Below are 21,013 nucleotides of genomic sequence, written 5' to 3'. Positions count from 1 at the left end.
ACCTAAATTTCTTTCCCCAAAGCTTCTGACGTATGCTTTACCTGTTGCGGATGTTTAAGCTCTGAAGAGACACTTCCCTTATGTTGCACATCAGGAGAACCCATAGAACAAAAACCACTATCTCTATCAACTTTTTTAGAACTAGAGTTATCAGATCTATACTCTACAGGTAGTACCTCCCCTTTCCCCGAAATAGTACCTTGTGACGGGCCTGGATCACCATCTAGAGAACTTACAGGAGAAGTCTCTTTTGAGGGTGAATTATTTTCTGCTCTTACTCTATTTGGTAATGAAAGTCGTTTAGAAATAGGTGGCTTTTTACTTACAGAACCCCCAGGAGCACTTACACTTGAAGATATCGAACACACCGAATCACGCCCTTCATCATGTCGCTTAAGGTTTACGTCATGTTGCTTCTTAAAATGTGAAAAGAAAAATTTTTTTATTTTTTGAACACCACCCCCATGTTTCTTCGGAGATTTACTATCTTGTGACTTTGCTTCAGAATACTCATCACTACTTTTTCGATCACTTTCATCAGTAACTTGCTGTTTTTCAGGTTCCTCATTAGAAGCCACAGAATTTAAGGACATTGAATCATTCCATGCTGTAGGAAAAGGAGTCAATGATGGCCTATAGCTCACTTGCTGACCCTGAATCTTTATTAGCATACTTTCATCATCTGCCTGATCACCTTCCAATGCTCTCACACCCACCTGTGAGCAAGCCCCTTGCTCGCTTTTATCATGTTCTTCAGATTTCATACCCAAAATGTTCACATCTTTCAAACATGGAGAACGTGCAGAAAACTCAAGACTTGAGGACTTTTGATCATTCTTTGTCGTAAGTAGAATTGGTTTCGTCGATATTGTGTAATGAACTGGAGGAGTTATAACACGTGGAAAAGAAGTTAACGTTGATGGCAAAAAGTACGAATCCTCTGGCATACTTTCATCTCGTTTATCTATGTACGCGTATGAACTGGATGGCATGTCCGTTTGCTGAGAAGAAGTACTAGCCTGACCTATCTCTTCCCCCAGCACCCCCCGAAAAGGCTCTGTTTCTTTCTCTCTTTCTGATCCTTGCCTGGGATGCTTCTCTAACCCTTCACCACAACTTCGCTTGGGAAACTCCTGTGTCGGTGATGCTTCAGCTAATAGCGTTCGAGGAAGCCCAGGATCAATCTCTATTTGACCATCTTTATTGATTACAGAGTTTTCTATAATTACAGGAATTAAAAGAGCAATCTGTCTATTGGAAAAAGCATATACACCACCAAATCTACCTGATCGTGTGGTTTCAGTTTGACCTTTAATATCATTCAAAAGATCATAACCAAATTGAGCATTAATCTTATTTGCCTCACCACGATTTAGGTACCTTGAAATATTACCCTCTTTGATTGTAGGTATAAAAGCAAAGCGATCTCCATTACTTATCTTGTCTTTATCGATAAACTCATCATAGTAATACCTGTGGATTGATATTTCAGTTAAGCGAAAGATTAGCTCGCCTATAGCATCCTTGTAGTGTTTAGCTTTCACTTTTAAATTATCACTGTGCTGAAGGTAAAAATTATACCCCACCTCTTTTTTAGAAGCTTCTGTTATATTTCTAATGAAACCAATATTTTCAACATCTTTAACATATACCTTATTGCCATCAATATGATAGAAATCTGAATAACTACAACCATGCTCCTCCATTTGTGCTTGAAGTGCCATCACAAAATACGTTTGCAGATTTGGGCCATTAAACAACAGACATTTTATATAACTAGATGACGGATCCATTTTTGCCTGCTTTATACTTGCGTTTAAAGTCTCTTCAATGCGTTTTTTACCAAGATGATGTTTTTCATCAATTTTCTTAATCACTCGGTCTTCGACATCATTTTCAAATTCCTCAGCAAAGTGCACCTTGAGATTAAAAATTACTCTAGAGTCTATAGGAACTGTGAGCTTAGTTATTCTTGTTTTCTTGTCATACTTTAACCATTTCTTATCAAAGTGAAATGGAAAAGATTCAAGATCAAAAACGTGACAAGCTACAAACTCATCAGAATAATATTCTCTTACTAAGTCTCTTGCCATCTGTGATAAGTACCTCTTTGCAGAGCGCCGACCACAATTAAACTTAACGACGATATTATCGCCCTCCACAACAAAATTAGTGTTGACTTTAGAGCCGTAATTACTAACGTTAAATGCATTAACCAGCTCCTTAACAAAATCTAAACTAGTCATAACTCCTCCCCTATCAAAATATTACTTTTCTTTATTTTTACTCCCAGCCTTATCAGCTTTAGTACCACTCATCCTCGTATAAGGATACTTACCACAATCATCAAACCTACTACGACCCTCGTGCATGTCTGGTCCACCACCTTCTCTAGGATTAGCTTTTAGCCAGGCAGCAGAATCATACCCACCAGAGCCTACCTTAAAACGAGGATCTCCTTGTGAACTAGAGCTCGCTTGTTGTTTTTTATCCATAATACCCTCCGTTAATAAAAATATTATGTAATCTATATATTATAAATAAATCATAAGTGCAACAACTTTTTTGCATTTTCATAAATTTTTTTTTCATTTCCCTTTATAACCTCCTTTAGGCTGAACATTTATAGAATTAAGTTCTGATTCTGGTGAAATTTGATCCTGCTCAGCAAGTAATTCACCGCAAATTTTATCTATATCAATTGTTTCTTTGCCAGTATTACTACTCTTTTGTCCACCAATTGACCCTACTGTTTCTTTGCTAGCATTACCACTATTTCTCATATTTTGCTCACCAGTTGACCCTACTGTTGGTGTCTGCCCGCTAATATTCATGCTTTTCTTTTCTGATTTTTCACTAGACCGCCCTGTCTTTTCAACAAATATTGGCCCCTTCTCCGCAGGTTTCTGTGGACACACCTCTTTCTTCTGTTCCTCCGGCTTCGCTTTTTTCTCTTCTTTGTCCACTTTTTGTTTTTGTGAATTTTCATGAGATTTTCTTTCAAGCTCAGTAAGACGCAATAGATGTTTCAAAGGATCTGACACAATTTCAAGTTCTGGTTTGCTCAGAACAACCGGCCTTACAAATCCTGGTGAAATTTCAAAAAGGAAAACTGGCACTTTAGGTTTTTCTCTTTCATCCACTTTCATTTCTACGTTTTCGCAAACTTCTTTATTTTCTTCCTTTAATGATGTTTTTTCTGCTTTTTTATCTTCTTTTTCTGTAGATGCCTCTACCGCAGCCGCCAACTCAACTCCAAACATCTCTGCGAACATTGTAACAATCCATCCGACAACAGCCATTTGTAACCTGAGTTTCAGATCTTGCAATGCAGTTAATCTTTCTAACGCCCTTGCAAACTCTTCTTCTGATAACTCACCACTGCCTAATTTCTCCTGCAATTCTTTTATCTCTTTGTCCAACCTCTGATTGAAACTTAAATCGCGTGCAAAAATCTTCTTGATTAACTCCTTAAGCTTATCACGCAAAAACTTCATTATCGCAGCAATCAGGTTTTTTTCTTTCTTCTCCTTGAGCATTTGGTAGATTTTCGGATCATCTACATCTACTTCAAAAAGGGTAAAGAGAGATTCAAAGAAATTCCAGAAATCTCCGAGTACTCTTCCTTTTTCACCAGTGAAGTAATCCTCATCATCACCTTGCCCGATATGTAGCTCTGCTTGAGATGATATTTCATCGATACAACTAGAAGCCTGACGCTCACACTCGAGCCTCCTGAGCAAATCTTGTCTGGTGAGCTCCTCTACGCACTGCCTCTATTGTCTGATATAGCTAAAGTGACTTACGATAATTTGAAAAACAAAAATTCGTCATTCCGCTACTTGTTAGCGGAATCTATACCGCGAATGAATCGCGGTATGACGTAGGACTGCTGTCATCCCAGTGCGTGACACTGGGATCTCGTTCCTTAACTTTATAGTGTAAATTATTTCAAATTGTGTCTAGCTGCAAGTATAATAATTTCCATTTATAGATAAAGTATGTTGCAAATGTTATGCCAAAGAGTATAATAAAATCTATATCAAATACTTTACAAGAAAAAGTGGGATAGAGGCAAAAGCAAATATTAATAAGGATAATTTAAGAAAAGTGCATGCTAGAGTTTGAAGAAGCAGTAAAAATAAAAAATATTATTGAAAGGTTAAATAGCACATGATATAATATATATATATATAGTGTAAAAATGTAAATAATTTTATTGACATCTTTACATTAATAGTTCTTAAATATTTAGTACTGTAGAATTAAATTATTAAGTTTTATGAAGGAAGTAAAAATGGTGGAAAGCTTTTCAGGTAACAACAAAGGCAGTAATTTTATTGAGGAGGCAAAAATAATGGAAAATTTTTCAGATAATAACGGAAACGGTAGCTCGATCTTCCAAGGAAAAATCAGGGAGCAAGATTTCTCTGCAGAGCAGAAGCTAAATGAACTAAAAGCAGCCATAGAGGAGCTCACCAGACAAGATTTGCTCAGGAGGCTCGAGTGTGAGCGTCAGGCTTCTAGTTGTATCGATGAAATATCATCTCAAGCAGAGCTACATATCGGGCAAGGTGATGATGAGGATTACTTCACTGGTGAAAAAGGAAGAGTACTCGGAGATTTCTGGAATTTCTTTGAATCTCTCTTTACCCTTTTTGAAGTAGATGTAGATGATCCGAAAATCTACCAAATGCTCAAGGAGAAGAAAGAAAAAAACCTGATTGCTGCGATAATGAAGTTTTTGCGTGATAAGCTTAAGGAGTTAATCAAGAAGATTTTTGCACGCGATTTAAGTTTCAATCAGAGGTTGGACAAAGAGATAAAAGAATTGCAGGAGAAATTAGGCAGTGGTGAGTTATCAGAAGAAGAGTTTGCAAGGGCGTTAGAAAGATTAACTGCATTGCAAGATCTGAAACTCAGGTTACAAATGGCTGTTGTCGGATGGATTGTTACAATGTTCGCAGAGATGTTTGGAGTTGAGTTGGCGGCTGCGGTAGAGGCATCTACAGAAAAAGAAGATAAAAAAGCAGAAAAAACATCATTAAAGGAAGAAAATAAAGAAGTTTGCGAAAACGTAGAAATGAAAGTGGATGAAAGAGAAAAACCTAAAGTGCCAGTTTTCCTTTTTGAAATTTCACCAGGATTTGTAAGGCCGGTTGTTCTGAGCAAACCAGAACTTGAAATTGTGTCAGATCCTTTGAAACATCTATTGCGTCTTACTGAGCTTGAAAGAAAATCTCATGAAAATTCACAAAAACAAAAAGTGGACAAAGAAGAGAAAAAAGCGAAGCCGGAGGAACAGAAGAAAGAGGTGTGTCCACAGAAACCTGCGGAGAAGGGGCCAATATTTGTTGAAAAGACAGGGCGGTCTAGTGAAAAATCAGAAAAGAAAAGCATGAATATTAGCGGGCAGACACCAACAGTAGGGTCAACTGGTGAGCAAAATATGAGAAATAGTGGTAATGCTAGCAAAGAAACAGTAGGGTCAATTGGTGGACAAAAGAGTAGTAATACTGGCAAAGAAACAATTGATATAGATAAAATTTGCGGTGAATTACTTGCTGAGCAGGATCAAATTTCACCAGAATCAGAACTTAATTCTATAAATGTTCAGCCTAAAGGAGGTTATAAAGGGAAATGAAAAAAAAATTTATGAAAATGCAAAAAAGTTGTTGCACTTATGATTTATTTATAATATATAGATTACATAATATTTTTATTAACGGAGGGTATTATGGATAAAAAACAACAAGCGAGCTCTAGTTCACAAGGAGATCCTCGTTTTAAGGTAGGCTCTGGTGGGTATGATTCTGCTGCCTGGCTAAAAGCTAATCCTAGAGAAGGTGGTGGACCAGACATGCACGAGGGTCGTAGTAGGTTTGATGATTGTGGTAAGTATCCTTATACGAGGATGAGTGGTACTAAAGCTGATAAGGCTGGGAGTAAAAATAAAGAAAAGTAATATTTTGATAGGGGAGGAGTTATGACTAGTTTAGATTTTGTTAAGGAGCTGGTTAATGCATTTAACGTTAGTAATTACGGCTCTAAAGTCAACACTAATTTTGTTGTGGAGGGCGATAATATCGTCGTTAAGTTTAATTGTGGTCGGCGCTCTGCAAAGAGGTACTTATCACAGATGGCAAGAGACTTAGTAAGAGAATATTATTCTGATGAGTTTGTAGCTTGTCACGTTTTTGATCTTGAATCTTTTCCATTTCACTTTGATAAGAAATGGTTAAAGTATGACAAGAAAACAAGAATAACTAAGCTCACAGTTCCTATAGACTCTAGAGTAATTTTTAATCTCAAGGTGCACTTTGCTGAGGAATTTGAAAATGATGTCGAAGACCGAGTGATTAAGAAAATTGATGAAAAACATCATCTTGGTAAAAAACGCATTGAAGAGACTTTAAACGCAAGTATAAAGCAGGCAAAAATGGATCCGTCATCTAGTTATATAAAATGTCTGTTGTTTAATGGCCCAAATCTGCAAACGTATTTTGTGATGGCACTTCAAGCACAAATGGAGGAGCATGGTTGTAGTTATTCAGATTTCTATCATATTGATGGCAATAAGGTATATGTTAAAGATGTTGAAAATATTGGTTTCATTAGAAATATAACAGAAGCTTCTAAAAAAGAGGTGGGGTATAATTTTTACCTTCAGCACAGTGATAATTTAAAAGTGAAAGCTAAACACTACAAGGATGCTATAGGCGAGCTAATCTTTCGCTTAACTGAAATATCAATCCACAGGTATTACTATGATGAGTTTATCGATAAAGACAAGATAAGTAATGGAGATCGCTTTGCTTTTATACCTACAATCAAAGAGGGTAATATTTCAAGGTACCTAAATCGTGGTGAGGCAAATAAGATTAATGCTCAATTTGGTTATGATCTTTTGAATGATATTAAAGGTCAAACTGAAACCACACGATCAGGTAGATTTGGTGGTGTATATGCTTTTTCCAATAGACAGATTGCTCTTTTAATTCCTGTAATTATAGAAAACTCTGTAATCAATAAAGATGGTCAAATAGAGATTGATCCTGGGCTTCCTCGAACGCTATTAGCTGAAGCATCACCGACACAGGAGTTTCCCAAGCGAAGTTGTGGTGAAGGGTTAGAGAAGCATCCCAGGCAAGGATCAGAAAGAGAGAAAGAAACAGAGCCTTTTCGGGGGGTGCTGGGGGAAGAGATAGGTCAGGCTAGTACTTCTTCTCAGCAAACGGACATGCCATCCAGTTCATACGCGTACATAGATAAACGAGATGAAAGTATGCCAGAGGATTCGTACTTTTTGCCATCAACGTTAACTTCTTTTCCACGTGTTATAACTCCTCCAGTTCATTACACAATATCGACGAAACCAATTCTACTTACGACAAAGAATGATCAAAAGTCCTCAAGTCTTGAGTTTTCTGCACGTTCTCCATGTTTGAAAGATGTGAACATTTTGGGTATGAAATCTGAAGAACATGATAAAAGCGAGCAAGGGGCTTGCTCACAGGTGGGTGTGAGAGCATTGGAAGGTGATCAGGCAGATGATGAAAGTATGCTAATAAAGATTCAGGGTCAGCAAGTGAGCTATAGGCCATCATTGACTCCTTTTCCTACAGCATGGAATGATTCAATGTCCTTAAATTCTGTGGCTTCTAATGAGGAACCTGAAAAACAGCAAGTTACTGATGAAAGTGATCTAGAAAGTAACGATGAGTGTTCTAAAGCAAAGCCACAGAGTGAATCTCCGAGTAGCCGGAAAGGGTCAGAAAGTAATTCGTTTTCAGGTAGTAGCACTCCATCAAAGGTACGACAATCTAGTATATTAGAGTCTCTAGAGAACACGTCTTTTGGTGGTATTCCAGAACACTTGCCACAAGATGCCGTAAGCAAGCCAAATGTGCCCGGGGACCGTAGTTCTAAAATTTCTGTAGATAGTGGTTTAGGGTCGCTTGAGCGGCCACAGTCGAATTCTTCTATAACTACTAGTACTGTTCCAGGGATATCTGAATCAAGGAAAGATCTAAATCCTCCCGTAGACAATAAGCGGCCACAGTCACTGCCACTTGCGGATTTTTCTACTTGTGCTAGTAATGAAACAGTAAAAGCTTTTTTGTGTTTTCTAGATTATTTTTCTTCTTCTGAAGGGAAGAAGCAACTACCCTTACTTCTTTCTTCTGAGGCGGGAAAGCAGTTATCCTCGATTTCGGATCCTCGTGAACAGGAAAACCTACTAGACTTTCTTTTTTCTACTGAGGGGAATAAGCAACTATGCTCGCTTTTTTCTTCTGAGAATAAACAACAACTGCATTCACTTTTTTCTCCTAAGGGAAAAGAGCTGCTGTTTTCACCTTCTCCTGAGGGGCAAAAGACGATACCTTTAGTTCTTTCTCCTGAAGGGAAGGAGCGATTACCCTTACTTTTGTCTCCTGAGGGAGAGCGAATATCCAAACCTTTCTCTCCTGAGGCAGGCAATATAATATCCTTACTTATTTATTCTCGTGTAGAACCTAAAAATATGTCACACCGTTCATTTCGTGACAAATTAGCAAAATGGCTTCACCGTAATTCTTCACTCTCAAAAGTGGCTTCTCCTCAAGAAAAACCTCTTACTAATGACGAGAAGAAGGAACTACGCCCATTTCTTTGTCCTAAGCTGCAGAAGAAACTAGATTCCAACTCTCTTGAGGATGCACAGTTAAAATACTTGCTGTATACTCCTGGTGGGAAAGAGAAGCTAAACTTACTCCTTTCTTCTCCTGAGAAGGAGGGAAAGCAACTACACCCAGGTTTACCTTCGGAGGCAGAAAAAGGCTTACTTTTTAAGTTCTTTGATGAACAAGAAATTAGTGGTAACACTTCTACAAATTCTAAAGATAGTGGTTATTCAGGATCGTCTTCACAAAAATCGACTAGTGATACTGGAAGTGATGAAGATGGACTAGAAGCTAGTGGTGGGTCGTCAGTCTCATCGAACTCCAGTACTTCCACTGTTAGAACTAAAATGGATGCTACTAAGATCGAGCAATACTTGCAGGAGAAAAAAGTTAACAGTTGTACCTAATCCACTGCTCTCAGCCACCTAAGTGTTTTATTAGCTGACCCTGAGAGCACTGGTGTTAATTTTTCTCATCCATTGTAAGTATTGCATGGTACTAAATGTTTAAAAAGTATTAATATAAAGATATCAATAAAATTATTTACACTTTCATGCTATGCCCATAGCATCATATATTACTTAACCTTACAATAATTTTTTTATTCTTGCTGCTTCTTCAAACTCCAAATTTTTAGCATGCTCTATCATTTGCTTTCTCAAATCATCCTTATTAGTATTTACTTTCGGTTCTGCTATTGCCCTCTCCTGTAAGGTGTTTGATATAGGTTTTATTATAGTCTTCGGGATAATATTGTGCAATATATTATGTTCTTCTTGTTTTTTTCTTCTTCTTTCGGTCTCTCTCAATGCACGATCTAAAGAACCAGTGATTTTATCTGCATACAAAATTACTCTACCTTCAGCATTACGTGCAGCACGACCAATCGTTTGAATTAATGAAGTTTCCGATCGCAAAAATCCTTCTTTATCAGCATCCAAAATTGCAACCAACCCACACTCTGGAATATCAAGACCTTCCCTCAGCAAGTTAACACCTACTAAAACATCGATTTCTTTAGATCTCAATTTGTATATAATTTCTATTCTCTCCAGCGCAGCAATATCAGAATGCAAATAACTCACTCTCATATTCAATTCACTCATATATTCAGCTAAATTTTCAGCCATCTTTTTCGTCAATGTAGTGATTAAAACACAAAATCCCTTCCCTATTGTCACTTGTGCCTCATGAATTACATCATCAATTTGACTCTCTATTGGTTTTACAATGCAGATTGGGTCTGTAAGCCCTGTTGGACGGATAACTTGCTCTATAAATACATTATTGGTCTTTGCCAACTCATACTTTCCTGGAGTGGCTGAAATGTAAACAGTCTGCGGCCTAACTCCCTCCCACTCTTCAAATTTTAATGGACGATTATCAAAAGCGGAAGGGAGCCTGAAGCCATAGTCAATCAATTTCTTTTTACGCGCCTCATTACCACTGTACATCGCACCAACCTGAGGAACGGTGACATGACTCTCATCAACAAATAAAATTACGTCTTTGGGTAAATATTCAAACAAAGTAGGCGGTGGATCCCCAGCTTCCATTCCATAGAGATAACGCGAATAATTTTCAATACCTTTACATATTCCTGTTGTTCTCATCATTTCGATATCAAAATTAGTGCGTTGCTCGAGGCGCTTTGCTTCAACAATCTTATTTTGCGAGTAGTAATAATCCAAGCGTTCATGCAGCTCTTTTTTGACTAGTTCAATTGCCTGCAACAAAGCCTCACGCGGGGTTATGTAATAGCTATTTGGAAAAATGGTGATTTTATTTACGCCTTTGGTAACATTGCCCGTTATAGCATCAACTTCAGAAATTTCTTCTATTTCATCGCCAAATAACGATAAACGCCAAGCTTTATTTTCATAATGGGAAGGAAATATATCAATAATATCGCCGCGCACTCTGAAATATCCTCTCTCAAACCTGGCATCAGAGCGCTTGTATTGAAGATCAGTTAAGTTGCTCAGGAAATCATTAATACGAATTTTATTTCCAACACTAAGCGGTATGATCATGCTGCGGTAGCTCTCAGGCGAACCAAGACCGTATATGCAGGAAACACTGGCAACTACGATCGTATCCCTGCGCTCCAAAAGGGAGCAGACGGTGGAATAACGCAGCATCTCAATTCTTTCGTTAATTGCAGAATCTTTTTCGATATAAGTATCAGTTTGTGGTAAATAGGCTTCAGGTTGATAATAATCATAATAAGAAATGAAGTATTCAACAGCATTATGGGGAAACAATCCTTTCATTTCCTCATAAAGCTGTGCTGCTAAAGTTTTATTGTGTGCCATAATTAATGCAGGCCTGTTTGTCCTTGCAATAACATTTGCCATAGTAAAAGTTTTCCCAGAACCAGTAACTCCAAGCAAAACCTGATCTCTTTTATTGCTATTTAGCCCTGCAATTAAGCTATCGATTGCCTGTGGTTGATCCCCAGCCGGTTGAAAATGTGTAGCGATTTGAAATTCCATAGACTTTACTTACTATCTTTGATTCATTGTATAGTAAACACTATATTGCTTTTAAGATAAGTTGTATAGCTATCGTAAAGCCATAAAACATTAACCAACAATGTCATGCAAGTAGCTGACACTGGAATCTTGTTTCAATGTTAAACAAAATACCATAGAATTCAAGAAGACAATTCCTAAAAAATCCCTACATCCAAAAAAAGGCAAAATGCTGCTTGAATAAGCTAAATTTTTTTAGATGCAAAAACAATAAAACATAGTTGATACTAAAGTTATAGTACTCCTATGACAACGTTACAAAAATTAAGGAAATGGATAGCTCTGATCAATTGGAATAGTATTTTCAGGTACCGGTGGTCAATATGACATTTTTAAAATAAAGATTTAGAACCTGTTTAAAATCTTCTCAATAGAAGAGAAATGAAGGAAAGAACGACCATTTGTAGGCTAGTGTTAAGTTTTCGCTCGCAATTTTTCCACAATCGTCTGCATTTTTCTAACCAAGCGAAAGATCGCTCTACAACCCATCTTTGTGGCAATACAGCAAAGGAATGTAATTCACTTCGTTTTATTACTTCTACAGTTGCTCCAATAATCGTTTTTATTTTAGTTGCAAAATTTTCTCCTGTATAACCTGCATCGACCAGTATATTTTTAACTTCCGAGAGGTTTTCTTTTGCGCTTTCAACCATTCTCACAGCACTGCTAACCCCAGTTGTAAATTAGAAAAAATAGAAAAGGTAAGGAAATAGGGTAAACTCCGAGGTATTTGATATTCATTCCTAAAATAGGAGGTTACCAATGAAAGAGAAAGTAACAGAAATCTTTTGTATAGTCGATGATTTTTGCAATACAGTCGATGAAAATTTTGCAGAAAAACTTCTACCAAGTGGCAAAAAACCAACCAGGACGCCAGAGATTACGCATTCAGAGATTTTTACCATAATATTGCTATATCAAGTGCGACAATTTTAAAATTTTCTATGTGCATTATTTGAAATTATTATACGAATCAGCGTTTCCAAAATTGCCATCCTATAGTAGGTTTATCAGGTTAAAATCGCGGATTTTATGGTATTTAGCGCTCTTAATGCAATGGTTTTGCGAACAGTCAAAAGTGACAGGGATTTCGTACATAGATGCAACATCTATCGCTGTTTGCCATCCAAAAAGGACCTCGAGAAACAAAGTTTTCAAAGGGTTGGCAAAGATTGGAAAGACTACTTATGGGTGGTTTTTCGGTACATCTAGTAATCAATGAAACTGGCGAAATTCAAGGGGTTACGGTGATAAAAGGCAACGTTGATACCTGTGCCAAATTTAACTAAGAAATTGACTGGATTATTGTTTGGAGATAAAGGATATATCAAAAAAGATCTTTTTCACGAATTATTCGATAGAGGGTTAAAGCTTGTAACCAGTATAAAAAAGGGTACGAAAAACTCATTAATGGCGCTAAATGAGAAGATTTTGTTAAGAAAAAGATCGATTATTGAGACAGTTTTTGGCTCTCTGAAAAACAAATTTGAGATTGAGCATACTCGCCATAGATCACCGATAAATTTTTTGGTACACATTTTTTCTACGCTTGTTTCATATTCCATACAGCCGCTGCATTTCTAAGCTTTACTTCGTTGGCTAATCCGCAACTGGGGTATATAGGGTTGAGACCAAGGCAATATTCTTCTGGAGAAGTTGATCGGCATGGCAGCATATCAAAGATGGGACCAGCGGAATGTAGAAGTATGTTATATGAAGCTGCACAAACAATGCTTACAGTTACCAAGAGGACATTTAAATTAAAAAACTGGGGTTGCGAAGAAAAAAGGAATGAAAAAAGCAATTGTAGCAGTAGCAAGAAAATTAGCTGTAATTATGCATAGGATGTTGGTTGATAAAACAGAATTTTATTATCAATAAACATCAAAAGAGCATAGGACAATAATTTTATTGAAAATAAAGATAGCAATGCCGATGGAAGGGACAAGCAAGAACTTAGTTAGACTTCGTGGTAATACCAATTCCCGCTACACAAGTAACGGATAGACAATAATAGAAAAAAAGCCATACTGAAGTAAGTAAAGTAGCGAGGTTTAAATGGCATTAAGATCAAAATTATTGGATGAAAAAGTGGTGGAATCAGCAAAAGAAATGCTGAAGAAAGTAAGAAATAACGCATATGTTGCAAAAAAACTAAATGCTGTAATTGCAGCAAAAAAGCACAGTATAACAGCCGTAGCAAAGATATGCTGCATTTCAAGAAAGGCACTTACTGCATGACCTAAAATTTGGCAGAGAAGAAAAATTATTTGCTCCGCCTCAACGCCGTAGAAAAACTATATTGAATCAAAGTCAACGTGAACAAGTTGAGGTGTGGATAGAGGAAAACCCCAATATTACTATAAAAGAAATGAAAATAAGAATTCAAGAAAAGTTTGGTTTGAATATCAGCAAATCTACAGTACACCGTAATATGCAAAGAATGAAATTCTCATATATCACACCAAGACCAGTGCATAACGGACAAGATAAAAGTAAACAAGAGGAATTTAAAAAAAAATCTTAATGAAACTATTGTCATGTATCCTGAAAAAGAGCTATTTTTCTTCGATGAATCGCGGTTTGGCACACATTCAAAGATTGGACACGGGTGGTTTAAAAAAGGCATTAGGACACAGGTTAAGGTAAAACTAGGTAGGCAAAATTTTTATCTCTATAGTGCAGTTAATCCCAGAAATGGAGAAAGTTCTAGCTCAAACGTCAATACTGATTGTATGAATATATTCCTTGAGCAGATGTCACAATATTTAGGAACAAGGGAGGCATTTCTTATCATGGATTGTGCTAGTTGGCATAAGTCAAAAAATTTAAAAGTACCTAAAAATATCGACATTATATACCTACCACCATACTCACCTGACCTCAATCCTGTTGAGAGGTTTTGGTTATATATAAAACAGAACATTTTGCGTAACAAAATCTACGACACAATTGCTTTGCTTGAGAGCGCTTTGTGCAAATTTATTACCTCTCTTTCTCACTCCACAATTAAAAAACTCTGCAATGCCGCTTATTTGATTCACTAGTAATGAGAATTGGTATAAACATGTTGCCGTCCACTTCCGCCTAACAAGTATAATGCGGCTTGACAAATTTATTGTCATCTCAGACCGCGGAGAGAACCATATGCTACTTTTAACTTATGTAAAATTACCAAGGATTATGGAGAAGATATGCTGTTTTGATTTGTGTGAAAATTATTGTTGACTTATGTGCAATTAGAGAACCTAAGTCACTTTAGCTATATATAAAAGGTTTAAGTGGTTGTATTGATGTATCTTTGTATTAAAAAACACCCAATAAGCAGAGTTGTAAGTGGAATAAACCACAAAATGTAAGTGCTAGATTTTATAGGCGGTACGATTATAATTGAATTGCCGTAAGAATTTTTTAACTCTGAGATTATCTCTTCATCTGTGTATCCATCATTGATTTTTTTACGAATTGCTTCTCGCATATCATACGCGATCTGAGATCCAGATTCAGACAATGATTCGCCAGAACATATTGGACACCTTATTATTTCAAATAAACTGGTTGCTCGTTTTTCCATGCTTTTATCTCTGAGTTTATTATCCAGAGTAAAAGCGTTTACGCCTGAGTGGAATATCAATATGAAAAGTAAACTAACTACTGCTCTCATCCTTGGTTAATTGGGTTATTTTACTGAGCTGGTTCATAAAATCAGTGGTGGATAACTTTCCAATAAAGCTTGACCCTACATCATCATCGTACTTTATTGAAAATTGAATGCCATCATCAGTTGTTTTTTCTGATAAGGAAGACATTAATTTTTCAAACGCATCTGAAGTTTTTGAGTCACCAATCATAAACGAGATTAATTCTTTATAATTTGATATAGCCACGTTGATTTTGTCTTTAAATGAAGACGTAACCAAATTATAATTTCGCACTCCACCATCTGCAGCAAGAGAAAAATTATTACTTTGAATTAAAAATTTCTCTATGTTGAAATTAATTCTGGAAGCTGAGATGTGGTTTACAAATTCGTAATCAAATTTAGTGTCGATACTAAGGTAACTTTCAGGACTTGCAGTATTTTTATACCGATAAGTATAAAAATCAAATCCTAGTTTAGTATTTCCACTTGGTTCTTTATCGAGGTGAAATTGAATGTAATTGCTTTTATCATTCACTTCAGTTATAACACTTTGCTGATTTTCTAAAACATCACATTTTAATCCATAATCTTCGTAACGAAGTGTATCTATATAGTCTATCACGGTACTATTTTTGTTGAATCGCAATGAAGATGGTAAATCGTTTAGTCTAACAACAAAGTGGCTGCTATCGTTTGTGTGGCATTTTATATTCTTTTTCTCATCATCATGAACAGCAATGTTGACTTCATTGCTTGGTATGTAGATATATACTGATTTATCAAACAATCTATTTTTTATCAATAAAGCATCAGATGAGATGGTTAATTGCTCATTGGAAAATTTTGGGTTTGTCACACGGAAAATTAGGTTAGAAGGAAATCCACTAAAATCATGTGAAATATCAAATTTTTCGTCGTTAATGTATAGTATTGTTTCAGCTAAAAGATTTTTTACCTTACATGCAGAAAAATACCAAAAACCACTATACGCTACAGGAATAAACAAAAGTAAAGAGATGATAATATAGATAAAAATCTTACGCATGATTCCCCTATTTATCTAATGATATGTTTCTTGTACCCCTTGGTATGGTTACACACAAGCCGTCGATATCTTTTGTGATTTTTATTTGGCATCCAAGCCTCGACGTCTCTGTTAAGCCGAAAGCTAGGTCTAACATATCATTTTCCTCATCAGATATAGGGTTATGTATTTCTACAGCATTATAAAACTTTGGATCAACAATTACATGGCATGTAGAGCAAGCAAGAGAACCTTCACATGCACCTTCAAGCAGATCTGGATCACTTCTGTGGGCTAAATTGAGCAGAGTTTCTCCCTCTGCAGCTTCATAGCTTTTCTTACTCCCATCAGGTAAAATAAAAGTAACAGATGGCATATTATTCCTATTAAAATCCTTACTAATTTCTTTATATCCTACAGGTAATAACTAATATTTGCAAACTCTTTACAATTCCAGTACCTATATTTCTTGTTATCCAAGTATCTCCTTTAGCATAGATCCCGCTAACAAGCAGCGGGATGACGATTGTCAGGGTGTCATCCCAGCGCCCCTATGATGTCATTCAAGTAGCTGACACTGGTTCCTTTATGATGGTAGCGCCCCTATGATGTCATTCCAGTGCTCCTTTCTCGTCATCCCAGTGTCAGCTACTTGGATGACAGAGGGGGGTGGGATGACAGAAGATGATGGAGTGACAGGGAGTAATACAAAAAGTTTCGTCATCCCCATTGAATCGGCTTTAAAATCGATGTTCAAAGTTGAAATTTCCCTAGAAGATGCGGGGAAAATCAGAAAAGGTCAGGAAGTTGTATTAAATAACTTGCGTAATTTAAAGAATCATGATATTTGTTGTACGGTGGTGGGTAGTGTACCTATTGCAATCTGCAGTTTTATTTATGGTTGTGTGAAACCTATTCGTGTTTTTAATATTTAAAATGAGGTTTAGATGTCGATAACATCCGAAAAGAAAAAGAGTTTGATAAATATATATGCAATTAAAGAAGATGATACAGGCTCATCTTTTGTACAATGTGCAATTTTGACCGAGAGGATCAGTAACTTAACTGAGCATTTTAAAGTGCACAAGCATGACCATCACTCTAAGCGTGGTTTACTTATATTGATAGGTAGAAGACGCAAGCACTTAAATTATATAAAGCGTAAATTTGGTAATGAAGCCTATCAGGAATTAATAGAGAAGTTAGGCATTAGAAAATAATCGAGGAATTTAATATGTTTAAAATTATAAAAAAATCTATAGAGTGGGGTGGTCGTGCCTTATCTTTAGAAACAGGAAAAATAGCACGCCAAGCTCATGGTTCAGTAGTTGTAAATTACGGTGATACTTCTGTTTTAGTAACTGTTGTACGTAAAAAGAAGGAAGAAAGCGTTGATTTCCTACCTTTAAATGTGCAGTTTATCGCAAAAAGCTATGCCATGGGTAAGATCCCTGGCGGGTTTTTTAAAAGAGAAGGCAAGCCATCTGATAGAGAAACTTTAATCTCAAGAGTAATAGATAGAAGTATAAGACCACTATTCCCAGAAGGATTTCATGATGAAATTAGTGTGGTGTGCAATCTATTAACTTATGATACAGTCAATCCTCCTGAAGTGCCAGCATTGATTGGTGCTGTTGCAGCTCTTGCAATTTCTGGTGTTCCCTTTCACTTTACTATAGCTGGAGTGATGGTTGGTTGTGATGAAAATAATAACTATATACTCAACCCTTCTGTTCAAGAGATGAAAGCAAGCAGCTTGGATCTGTTTTTGTCTGGTGATGAAAATTCAATTTTAATGGTTGAATCAGAAGTGAAAGAGCTCTCTGAAGAAAATGTTTTTAATGCAATAAAATTTGGCCATGAACACCTTAAGCCTGTCATTAAGCTCATAAAAGAGTTTGCTGATACAATTGGCAATAAACCTGAGAGCTTTGCCCCTATTGATGCATCAGATATAACACAAGAGCTCGAAAAATACGGTAAAGATTTTGAAAAAGCATATTCGCAAACAGTAAAACAAGAGCGAGTTCAAGCTCTAGAAGCGATCAGAGAGAATATATTGAATACTCTTAAAGAAACTGGAAAAGACGAAAAGTTAATTACGTATGCAGTAAAAAATTTTGAAAGATCTTTAGTACGTGAAATAATTAGGAAGAAAAGTGTAAGGATAGACGGTCGTAAGCATGATGAGATACGTCAGATAGAAGTTGAAGTTGATATTCTGTCCAAAACTCACGGTTCTGCACTATTTACAAGAGGCAATACTCAGGCACTGGTTGTTACTGCTCTTGGCACCACTCAAGATGAGCAAATTGTGGATGATATTGAAGGGGATAGACGTGAGCATTTCATGTTGCATTATAACTTTCCCTCATTTGCTGTTGGAGAAACTTCTGCTGCGCGTGCACCAGGAAGAAGAGAAATCGGTCATGGCAAACTTGCTTGGAAAGCAATTCATCCTGTTTTACCCGATAAGTCTGAATTTCCTTATACAATAAGAGTAGTGTCCGAAATTTTGGAGTCTGATGGTTCTTCTTCTATGGCAACAGTTTGTGGGACTTCTCTTGCTTTAATGGATACGGGTGTGCCAATAAAGGCCCCTGTTGCTGGAATTGCTATGGGTCTCATCAAAGATAAAGACGAGTATGTAATACTTTCCGATATACTTGGTGATGAAGATTATCTTGGTGATATGGACTTTAAAGTAGCAGGAACTAGTGAAGGGGTTACGGCGCTACAAATGGACATGAAAATTTCTGGTATAAGCTTTGAAATTGTTGAAAAATCTTTAGAACAGGCAAAAGCTGGAAGATTACTTATTTTAGAAAAAATGAATGCAGTGATTTCAGAACACAGTGATGATGTCAAAGACCATGCACCAAGGATGTTATCATTTTACATAGATAAAGACAAAATTTCTGCTGCTATAGGTTCTAAGGGGAAAAATATACGCAGTGTGTGTGAAAGAAGTAATGCAAAAATTGAAATAGGAGATGATGGTAAAGTTTCTGTTTTTGCTACGAGTGGCACTGAAGCTGAAATTGCAAAGAGTATGATGATTGATTCAATAACAGAACTAGAACAAGGTTCTATAGTTGATGTCAAGGTTGTAAGAATAGAGAAGTCTATTGTAGAGCTTGAATTTCTTAATGGCAGAAAAGGAAAAATGCACATAAGTGAAGTAGCTAATGAACATATAGATTCTATAGAGAGCGTACTTAAACAAGATGATACTTTCAAAGCACTAGTAATTGACTTCGAAAAAGGTGGGTGTCCAAAGTTGTCAAGACGTCGGGTTGATCAAGAGACGGGAGAGTTTTTTGAAGGTGAGCTTTACAACGAGGAAAGGAAAGATGGTCCAAATGACAGGGATAATTATTACAATAATTCATTTAGTAGAAAACCTGGAGGAAGTCACCATAAGAGGCCTCCTCGTCCTCGTTCTGGTTTCAGCAACAGAAATAGGCCGAAATTTGGTAATAATGATTCATCATCAGGTTTTTATTAAGAGTAAACTTCTTGCGTTACCTCTCGTCATTCCAGTGCTTAATACTGGAATGACACCCTTTCTGGTGAAGGTTGTTCTCAAATCACAATGTTAGTACAATTGTGGTGTTAGCTATAGCTAACCCAAGGTATCCGTTCAGCGGAGTGGTAGAATAAGGTAGACAAAGTGATCTAAAAAGATAATCATAGAGCAAAAGTGAGGTAATGTGGTAAACCTTTTAGAACTTTGCAAAAATTTACAGCAAAAAATAGAAAAACTGAAAGCAGAGATAGAAAACTTAAAAGCAGAAAATAAAGCTTTAAAGATAGAGAACGCTGAATTAAAGGAAAGGCTTGGTTTAAACTCGAAAAATTCATCTCTACCGAGCTCTAAAGAATTGTACAAAACAAAAAAGGACAAGCCAAAAAGCGAAAGGAATGTTGGCGATCAGGTTGAGCATAAAGGAAATTTTCATGCTACAATGGAAGCGGATAAAGTAGTAAAAATAGAGTTGCCTAATATTTGCGAATGCGGAGGAGAGCTTGTAATATGCGAAAAACCTTATGTTCACCAAAAAGTTGATCTTCCGGAAATTAGGCCTTATGTAGTAATTGGAACATGGTCGTTGTTGGAGATGCAGAAAAAGAAAAAGTAGCAAGTTACCAGAAGGTGTTACGCCAGATACATTTGGTCCAAGGGTTAAGTCTATAATTGCAGCACTCAGCGGATTTTACAAAAACTCAAAGCATGAAGTGGCTAGTATCATAAATGACATTTTTAATTTGAACATAAGTGTTGGCAGCATATCAAATAGTGAACACAGAGTTGCATTAAAATGCGAAAAAACATATGAGCAAATCGAACAAGAAATAAGCAGAAGTGAGGTTTTGCATATCGATGAAACCAGTCACTATAACAAAGGAAAACTTGGCTGGTGTTGGATGTTTGCAAGCAATACGGCAAGTTTTGTAAAATTGACAGAATCAAGAGGAATGAAGGTTTTGCAAGACAGCACATTTTGCAATCGCAATAGTTTGATAGTAACTGATAGATATTCAGCCTACAACTACTTTAATGATAAGAAAAGGCAAATCTGCTGGGCTTATTTAATAAGAGATTTTGAAAGGCTGGCTCATAGCTGGAACATTGAAGTTAAGATTCTTGGCTGTTATGTAAGAGATGTCACTACTGAATTATTTGCACTAAAAAAAGCTTTACTAAAAAATGAGATAGACATTTTAAGATTTGCCAGACGTGCAAGAAAATTGCGAAAACGTACAAGGTATTATTTGAAGGAAATATCTCGCTTACCTGAAGCAATTGGAGCTTCTCGAGTTGCAAAGAATATTTTGAAATCTGAAAGAATGATGTGGAAATTTTTAGATGACCCAGAAAATATTCCGCTGACAAATAACCATGCTGAACAGCAAATTCGGCATTATGTCGTTTATCGCAAAAATTCATATTTTACCCAATCGAAGCGGGGAAATGCATTCCTTGAACGGATAATTTCATTATACTTGACATGGAAACAAAGGGGTCTCAATCCTTTCCAAAACCTCTTATCTATCATCTCTTACACCGCTTAGCTGAACGGATACACGTGAATGTTGCAATTACAAAAGCGATCTCTACTAGGAGGATGTCATTTCAGTGCCCCTG

14 protein-coding genes and 4 pseudogenes are annotated in these 21,013 nt (G+C 36.6%); 10 read left to right on the top strand and 8 right to left on the bottom strand.

The window, feature by feature from the left end:
* Positions 1–2: 2 nt before the first annotated feature.
* The 3 genes from AAGD59_RS06445 to AAGD59_RS06435 all read right to left on the bottom strand — a co-directional run bounded on the left by AAGD59_RS06445 (position 3) and on the right by AAGD59_RS06435 (position 3,743).
* Positions 3–2,246, bottom strand: coding sequence for a hypothetical protein (locus AAGD59_RS06445; RefSeq protein WP_265027881.1), 2,244 nt, complete (start codon positions 2,244–2,246; stop codon positions 3–5).
* A 21-nt stretch (positions 2,247–2,267) separates the two neighbouring features.
* Positions 2,268–2,495, bottom strand: coding sequence for a hypothetical protein (locus tag AAGD59_RS06440; RefSeq protein WP_015589227.1), 228 nt, complete (start codon positions 2,493–2,495; stop codon positions 2,268–2,270).
* 93 nt (positions 2,496–2,588) lie between these two features.
* Positions 2,589–3,743 (bottom strand): hypothetical protein, encoded by a 1,155-nt coding sequence (locus AAGD59_RS06435; RefSeq protein ID WP_015589229.1) that lies wholly within the window; start codon positions 3,741–3,743, stop codon positions 2,589–2,591.
* 554 nt (positions 3,744–4,297) lie between these two features.
* Here AAGD59_RS06435 and AAGD59_RS06430 point away from each other — a divergent pair.
* The 3 genes from AAGD59_RS06430 (at position 4,298) to AAGD59_RS06420 (ending at position 9,070) form a co-directional block, all read left to right on the top strand.
* Positions 4,298–5,644, top strand: coding sequence for a hypothetical protein (locus AAGD59_RS06430; protein WP_015589228.1), 1,347 nt, complete (start codon positions 4,298–4,300; stop codon positions 5,642–5,644).
* Positions 5,645–5,737: 93 nt separating this feature from the next.
* Positions 5,738–5,965: a hypothetical protein gene (locus AAGD59_RS06425; protein ID WP_015589227.1), complete on the top strand. Its 228-nt coding sequence runs from the start codon at positions 5,738–5,740 to the stop codon at positions 5,963–5,965.
* 21 nt (positions 5,966–5,986) lie between these two features.
* Positions 5,987–9,070: a hypothetical protein gene (locus AAGD59_RS06420; protein ID WP_265027882.1), complete on the top strand. Its 3,084-nt coding sequence runs from the start codon at positions 5,987–5,989 to the stop codon at positions 9,068–9,070.
* 180 nt (positions 9,071–9,250) lie between these two features.
* Here AAGD59_RS06420 and uvrB read toward each other — a convergent pair whose 3' ends face one another.
* Complete coding sequence (uvrB, locus tag AAGD59_RS06415) at positions 9,251–11,158, bottom strand: excinuclease ABC subunit UvrB (RefSeq protein ID WP_141457217.1); 1,908 nt, start codon at positions 11,156–11,158, stop codon at positions 9,251–9,253.
* Between the two features lie 395 nt (positions 11,159–11,553).
* Positions 11,554–11,874: pseudogene (locus AAGD59_RS06410) on the bottom strand (transposase); the annotation flags it as partial.
* Between the two features lie 85 nt (positions 11,875–11,959).
* On the opposite strand from AAGD59_RS06410, the pseudogene AAGD59_RS06405 reads away from it, so the two are divergent.
* The 3 genes and pseudogenes from AAGD59_RS06405 (at position 11,960) to AAGD59_RS06395 (ending at position 14,244) form a co-directional block, all read left to right on the top strand.
* A pseudogene (locus tag AAGD59_RS06405) lies at positions 11,960–12,781 on the top strand (IS982 family transposase).
* Between the two features lie 41 nt (positions 12,782–12,822).
* A complete protein-coding gene (locus tag AAGD59_RS06400; RefSeq protein ID WP_265027883.1) occupies positions 12,823–13,041 on the top strand; it encodes a transposase in 219 nt (72 codons plus the stop codon).
* 214 nt (positions 13,042–13,255) lie between these two features.
* A pseudogene (locus tag AAGD59_RS06395) lies at positions 13,256–14,244 on the top strand (IS630 family transposase).
* 230 nt (positions 14,245–14,474) lie between these two features.
* Here AAGD59_RS06395 and AAGD59_RS06390 read toward each other — a convergent pair.
* Genes AAGD59_RS06390 through AAGD59_RS06380 form a run of 3 tightly spaced genes read right to left on the bottom strand, consistent with a single transcriptional unit; the run spans position 14,475 to position 16,240 of the window.
* Positions 14,475–14,861, bottom strand: coding sequence for a cytochrome c-type biogenesis protein CcmH (locus AAGD59_RS06390; RefSeq protein WP_015589263.1), 387 nt, complete (start codon positions 14,859–14,861; stop codon positions 14,475–14,477).
* The gene (locus tag AAGD59_RS06385; protein ID WP_015589262.1) at positions 14,845–15,885 is read right to left on the bottom strand and encodes a hypothetical protein; all 1,041 of its coding nucleotides are present in this window, start codon (positions 15,883–15,885) and stop codon (positions 14,845–14,847) included. Before AAGD59_RS06385 ends, AAGD59_RS06390 begins: the two co-directional genes overlap by 17 nt.
* A 7-nt stretch (positions 15,886–15,892) precedes the next feature.
* A complete protein-coding gene (locus tag AAGD59_RS06380; protein ID WP_012673282.1) occupies positions 15,893–16,240 on the bottom strand; it encodes a ferredoxin family 2Fe-2S iron-sulfur cluster binding protein in 348 nt (115 codons plus the stop codon).
* A 229-nt stretch (positions 16,241–16,469) separates the two neighbouring features.
* Between AAGD59_RS06380 and AAGD59_RS06375 the strand changes: the two genes are divergently transcribed.
* From AAGD59_RS06375 to tnpC, 4 genes and pseudogenes are all read left to right on the top strand, one after another.
* On the top strand, positions 16,470–16,799 hold the full coding sequence (locus tag AAGD59_RS06375; protein ID WP_227738555.1) for a hypothetical protein: 330 nt from the start codon (positions 16,470–16,472) through the stop codon (positions 16,797–16,799).
* 12 nt (positions 16,800–16,811) lie between these two features.
* Entirely contained in the window at positions 16,812–17,084 is a 273-nt protein-coding gene (gene rpsO / locus AAGD59_RS06370; protein WP_006279944.1) for a 30S ribosomal protein S15, read from the top strand.
* A gap of 14 nt (positions 17,085–17,098) precedes the next feature.
* On the top strand, positions 17,099–19,372 hold the full coding sequence (gene pnp / locus AAGD59_RS06365) for a polyribonucleotide nucleotidyltransferase (RefSeq protein ID WP_141457247.1): 2,274 nt from the start codon (positions 17,099–17,101) through the stop codon (positions 19,370–19,372).
* Between the two features lie 205 nt (positions 19,373–19,577).
* A pseudogene (tnpC, locus tag AAGD59_RS06360) lies at positions 19,578–20,940 on the top strand (IS66 family transposase).
* Positions 20,941–21,013 lie beyond the last annotated feature (73 nt).

This window comes from Wolbachia endosymbiont (group A) of Cephus spinipes (genome assembly GCF_964026895.1).
Lineage (GTDB): Bacteria > Pseudomonadota > Alphaproteobacteria > Rickettsiales > Anaplasmataceae > Wolbachia > Wolbachia pipientis.
This window is presented reverse-complemented; position numbering and strand designations above follow the sequence as displayed.

Bases quoted from the DNA above. Each gene is read 5' to 3' on its own strand.
- AAGD59_RS06420 (WP_265027882.1), top strand. From the start codon at position 5,987: ATGACTAGTTTAGATTTTGTTAAGGAGCTGGTTAATGCATTTAACGTT.
- pnp (WP_141457247.1), top strand. From the start codon at position 17,099: ATGTTTAAAATTATAAAAAAATCTATAGAGTGGGGTGGTCGTGCCTTA.
- AAGD59_RS06430 (WP_015589228.1), top strand. From the start codon at position 4,298: ATGGTGGAAAGCTTTTCAGGTAACAACAAAGGCAGTAATTTTATTGAG.
- AAGD59_RS06380 (WP_012673282.1), bottom strand. From the start codon at position 16,240: ATGCCATCTGTTACTTTTATTTTACCTGATGGGAGTAAGAAAAGCTAT.
- uvrB (WP_141457217.1), bottom strand. From the start codon at position 11,158: ATGGAATTTCAAATCGCTACACATTTTCAACCGGCTGGGGATCAACCA.
- rpsO (WP_006279944.1), top strand. From the start codon at position 16,812: ATGTCGATAACATCCGAAAAGAAAAAGAGTTTGATAAATATATATGCA.
- AAGD59_RS06390 (WP_015589263.1), bottom strand. From the start codon at position 14,861: ATGAGAGCAGTAGTTAGTTTACTTTTCATATTGATATTCCACTCAGGC.
- AAGD59_RS06375 (WP_227738555.1), top strand. From the start codon at position 16,470: ATGATGTCATTCCAGTGCTCCTTTCTCGTCATCCCAGTGTCAGCTACT.
- AAGD59_RS06425 (WP_015589227.1), top strand. From the start codon at position 5,738: ATGGATAAAAAACAACAAGCGAGCTCTAGTTCACAAGGAGATCCTCGT.
- AAGD59_RS06445 (WP_265027881.1), bottom strand. From the start codon at position 2,246: ATGACTAGTTTAGATTTTGTTAAGGAGCTGGTTAATGCATTTAACGTT.
- AAGD59_RS06385 (WP_015589262.1), bottom strand. From the start codon at position 15,885: ATGCGTAAGATTTTTATCTATATTATCATCTCTTTACTTTTGTTTATT.
- AAGD59_RS06440 (WP_015589227.1), bottom strand. From the start codon at position 2,495: ATGGATAAAAAACAACAAGCGAGCTCTAGTTCACAAGGAGATCCTCGT.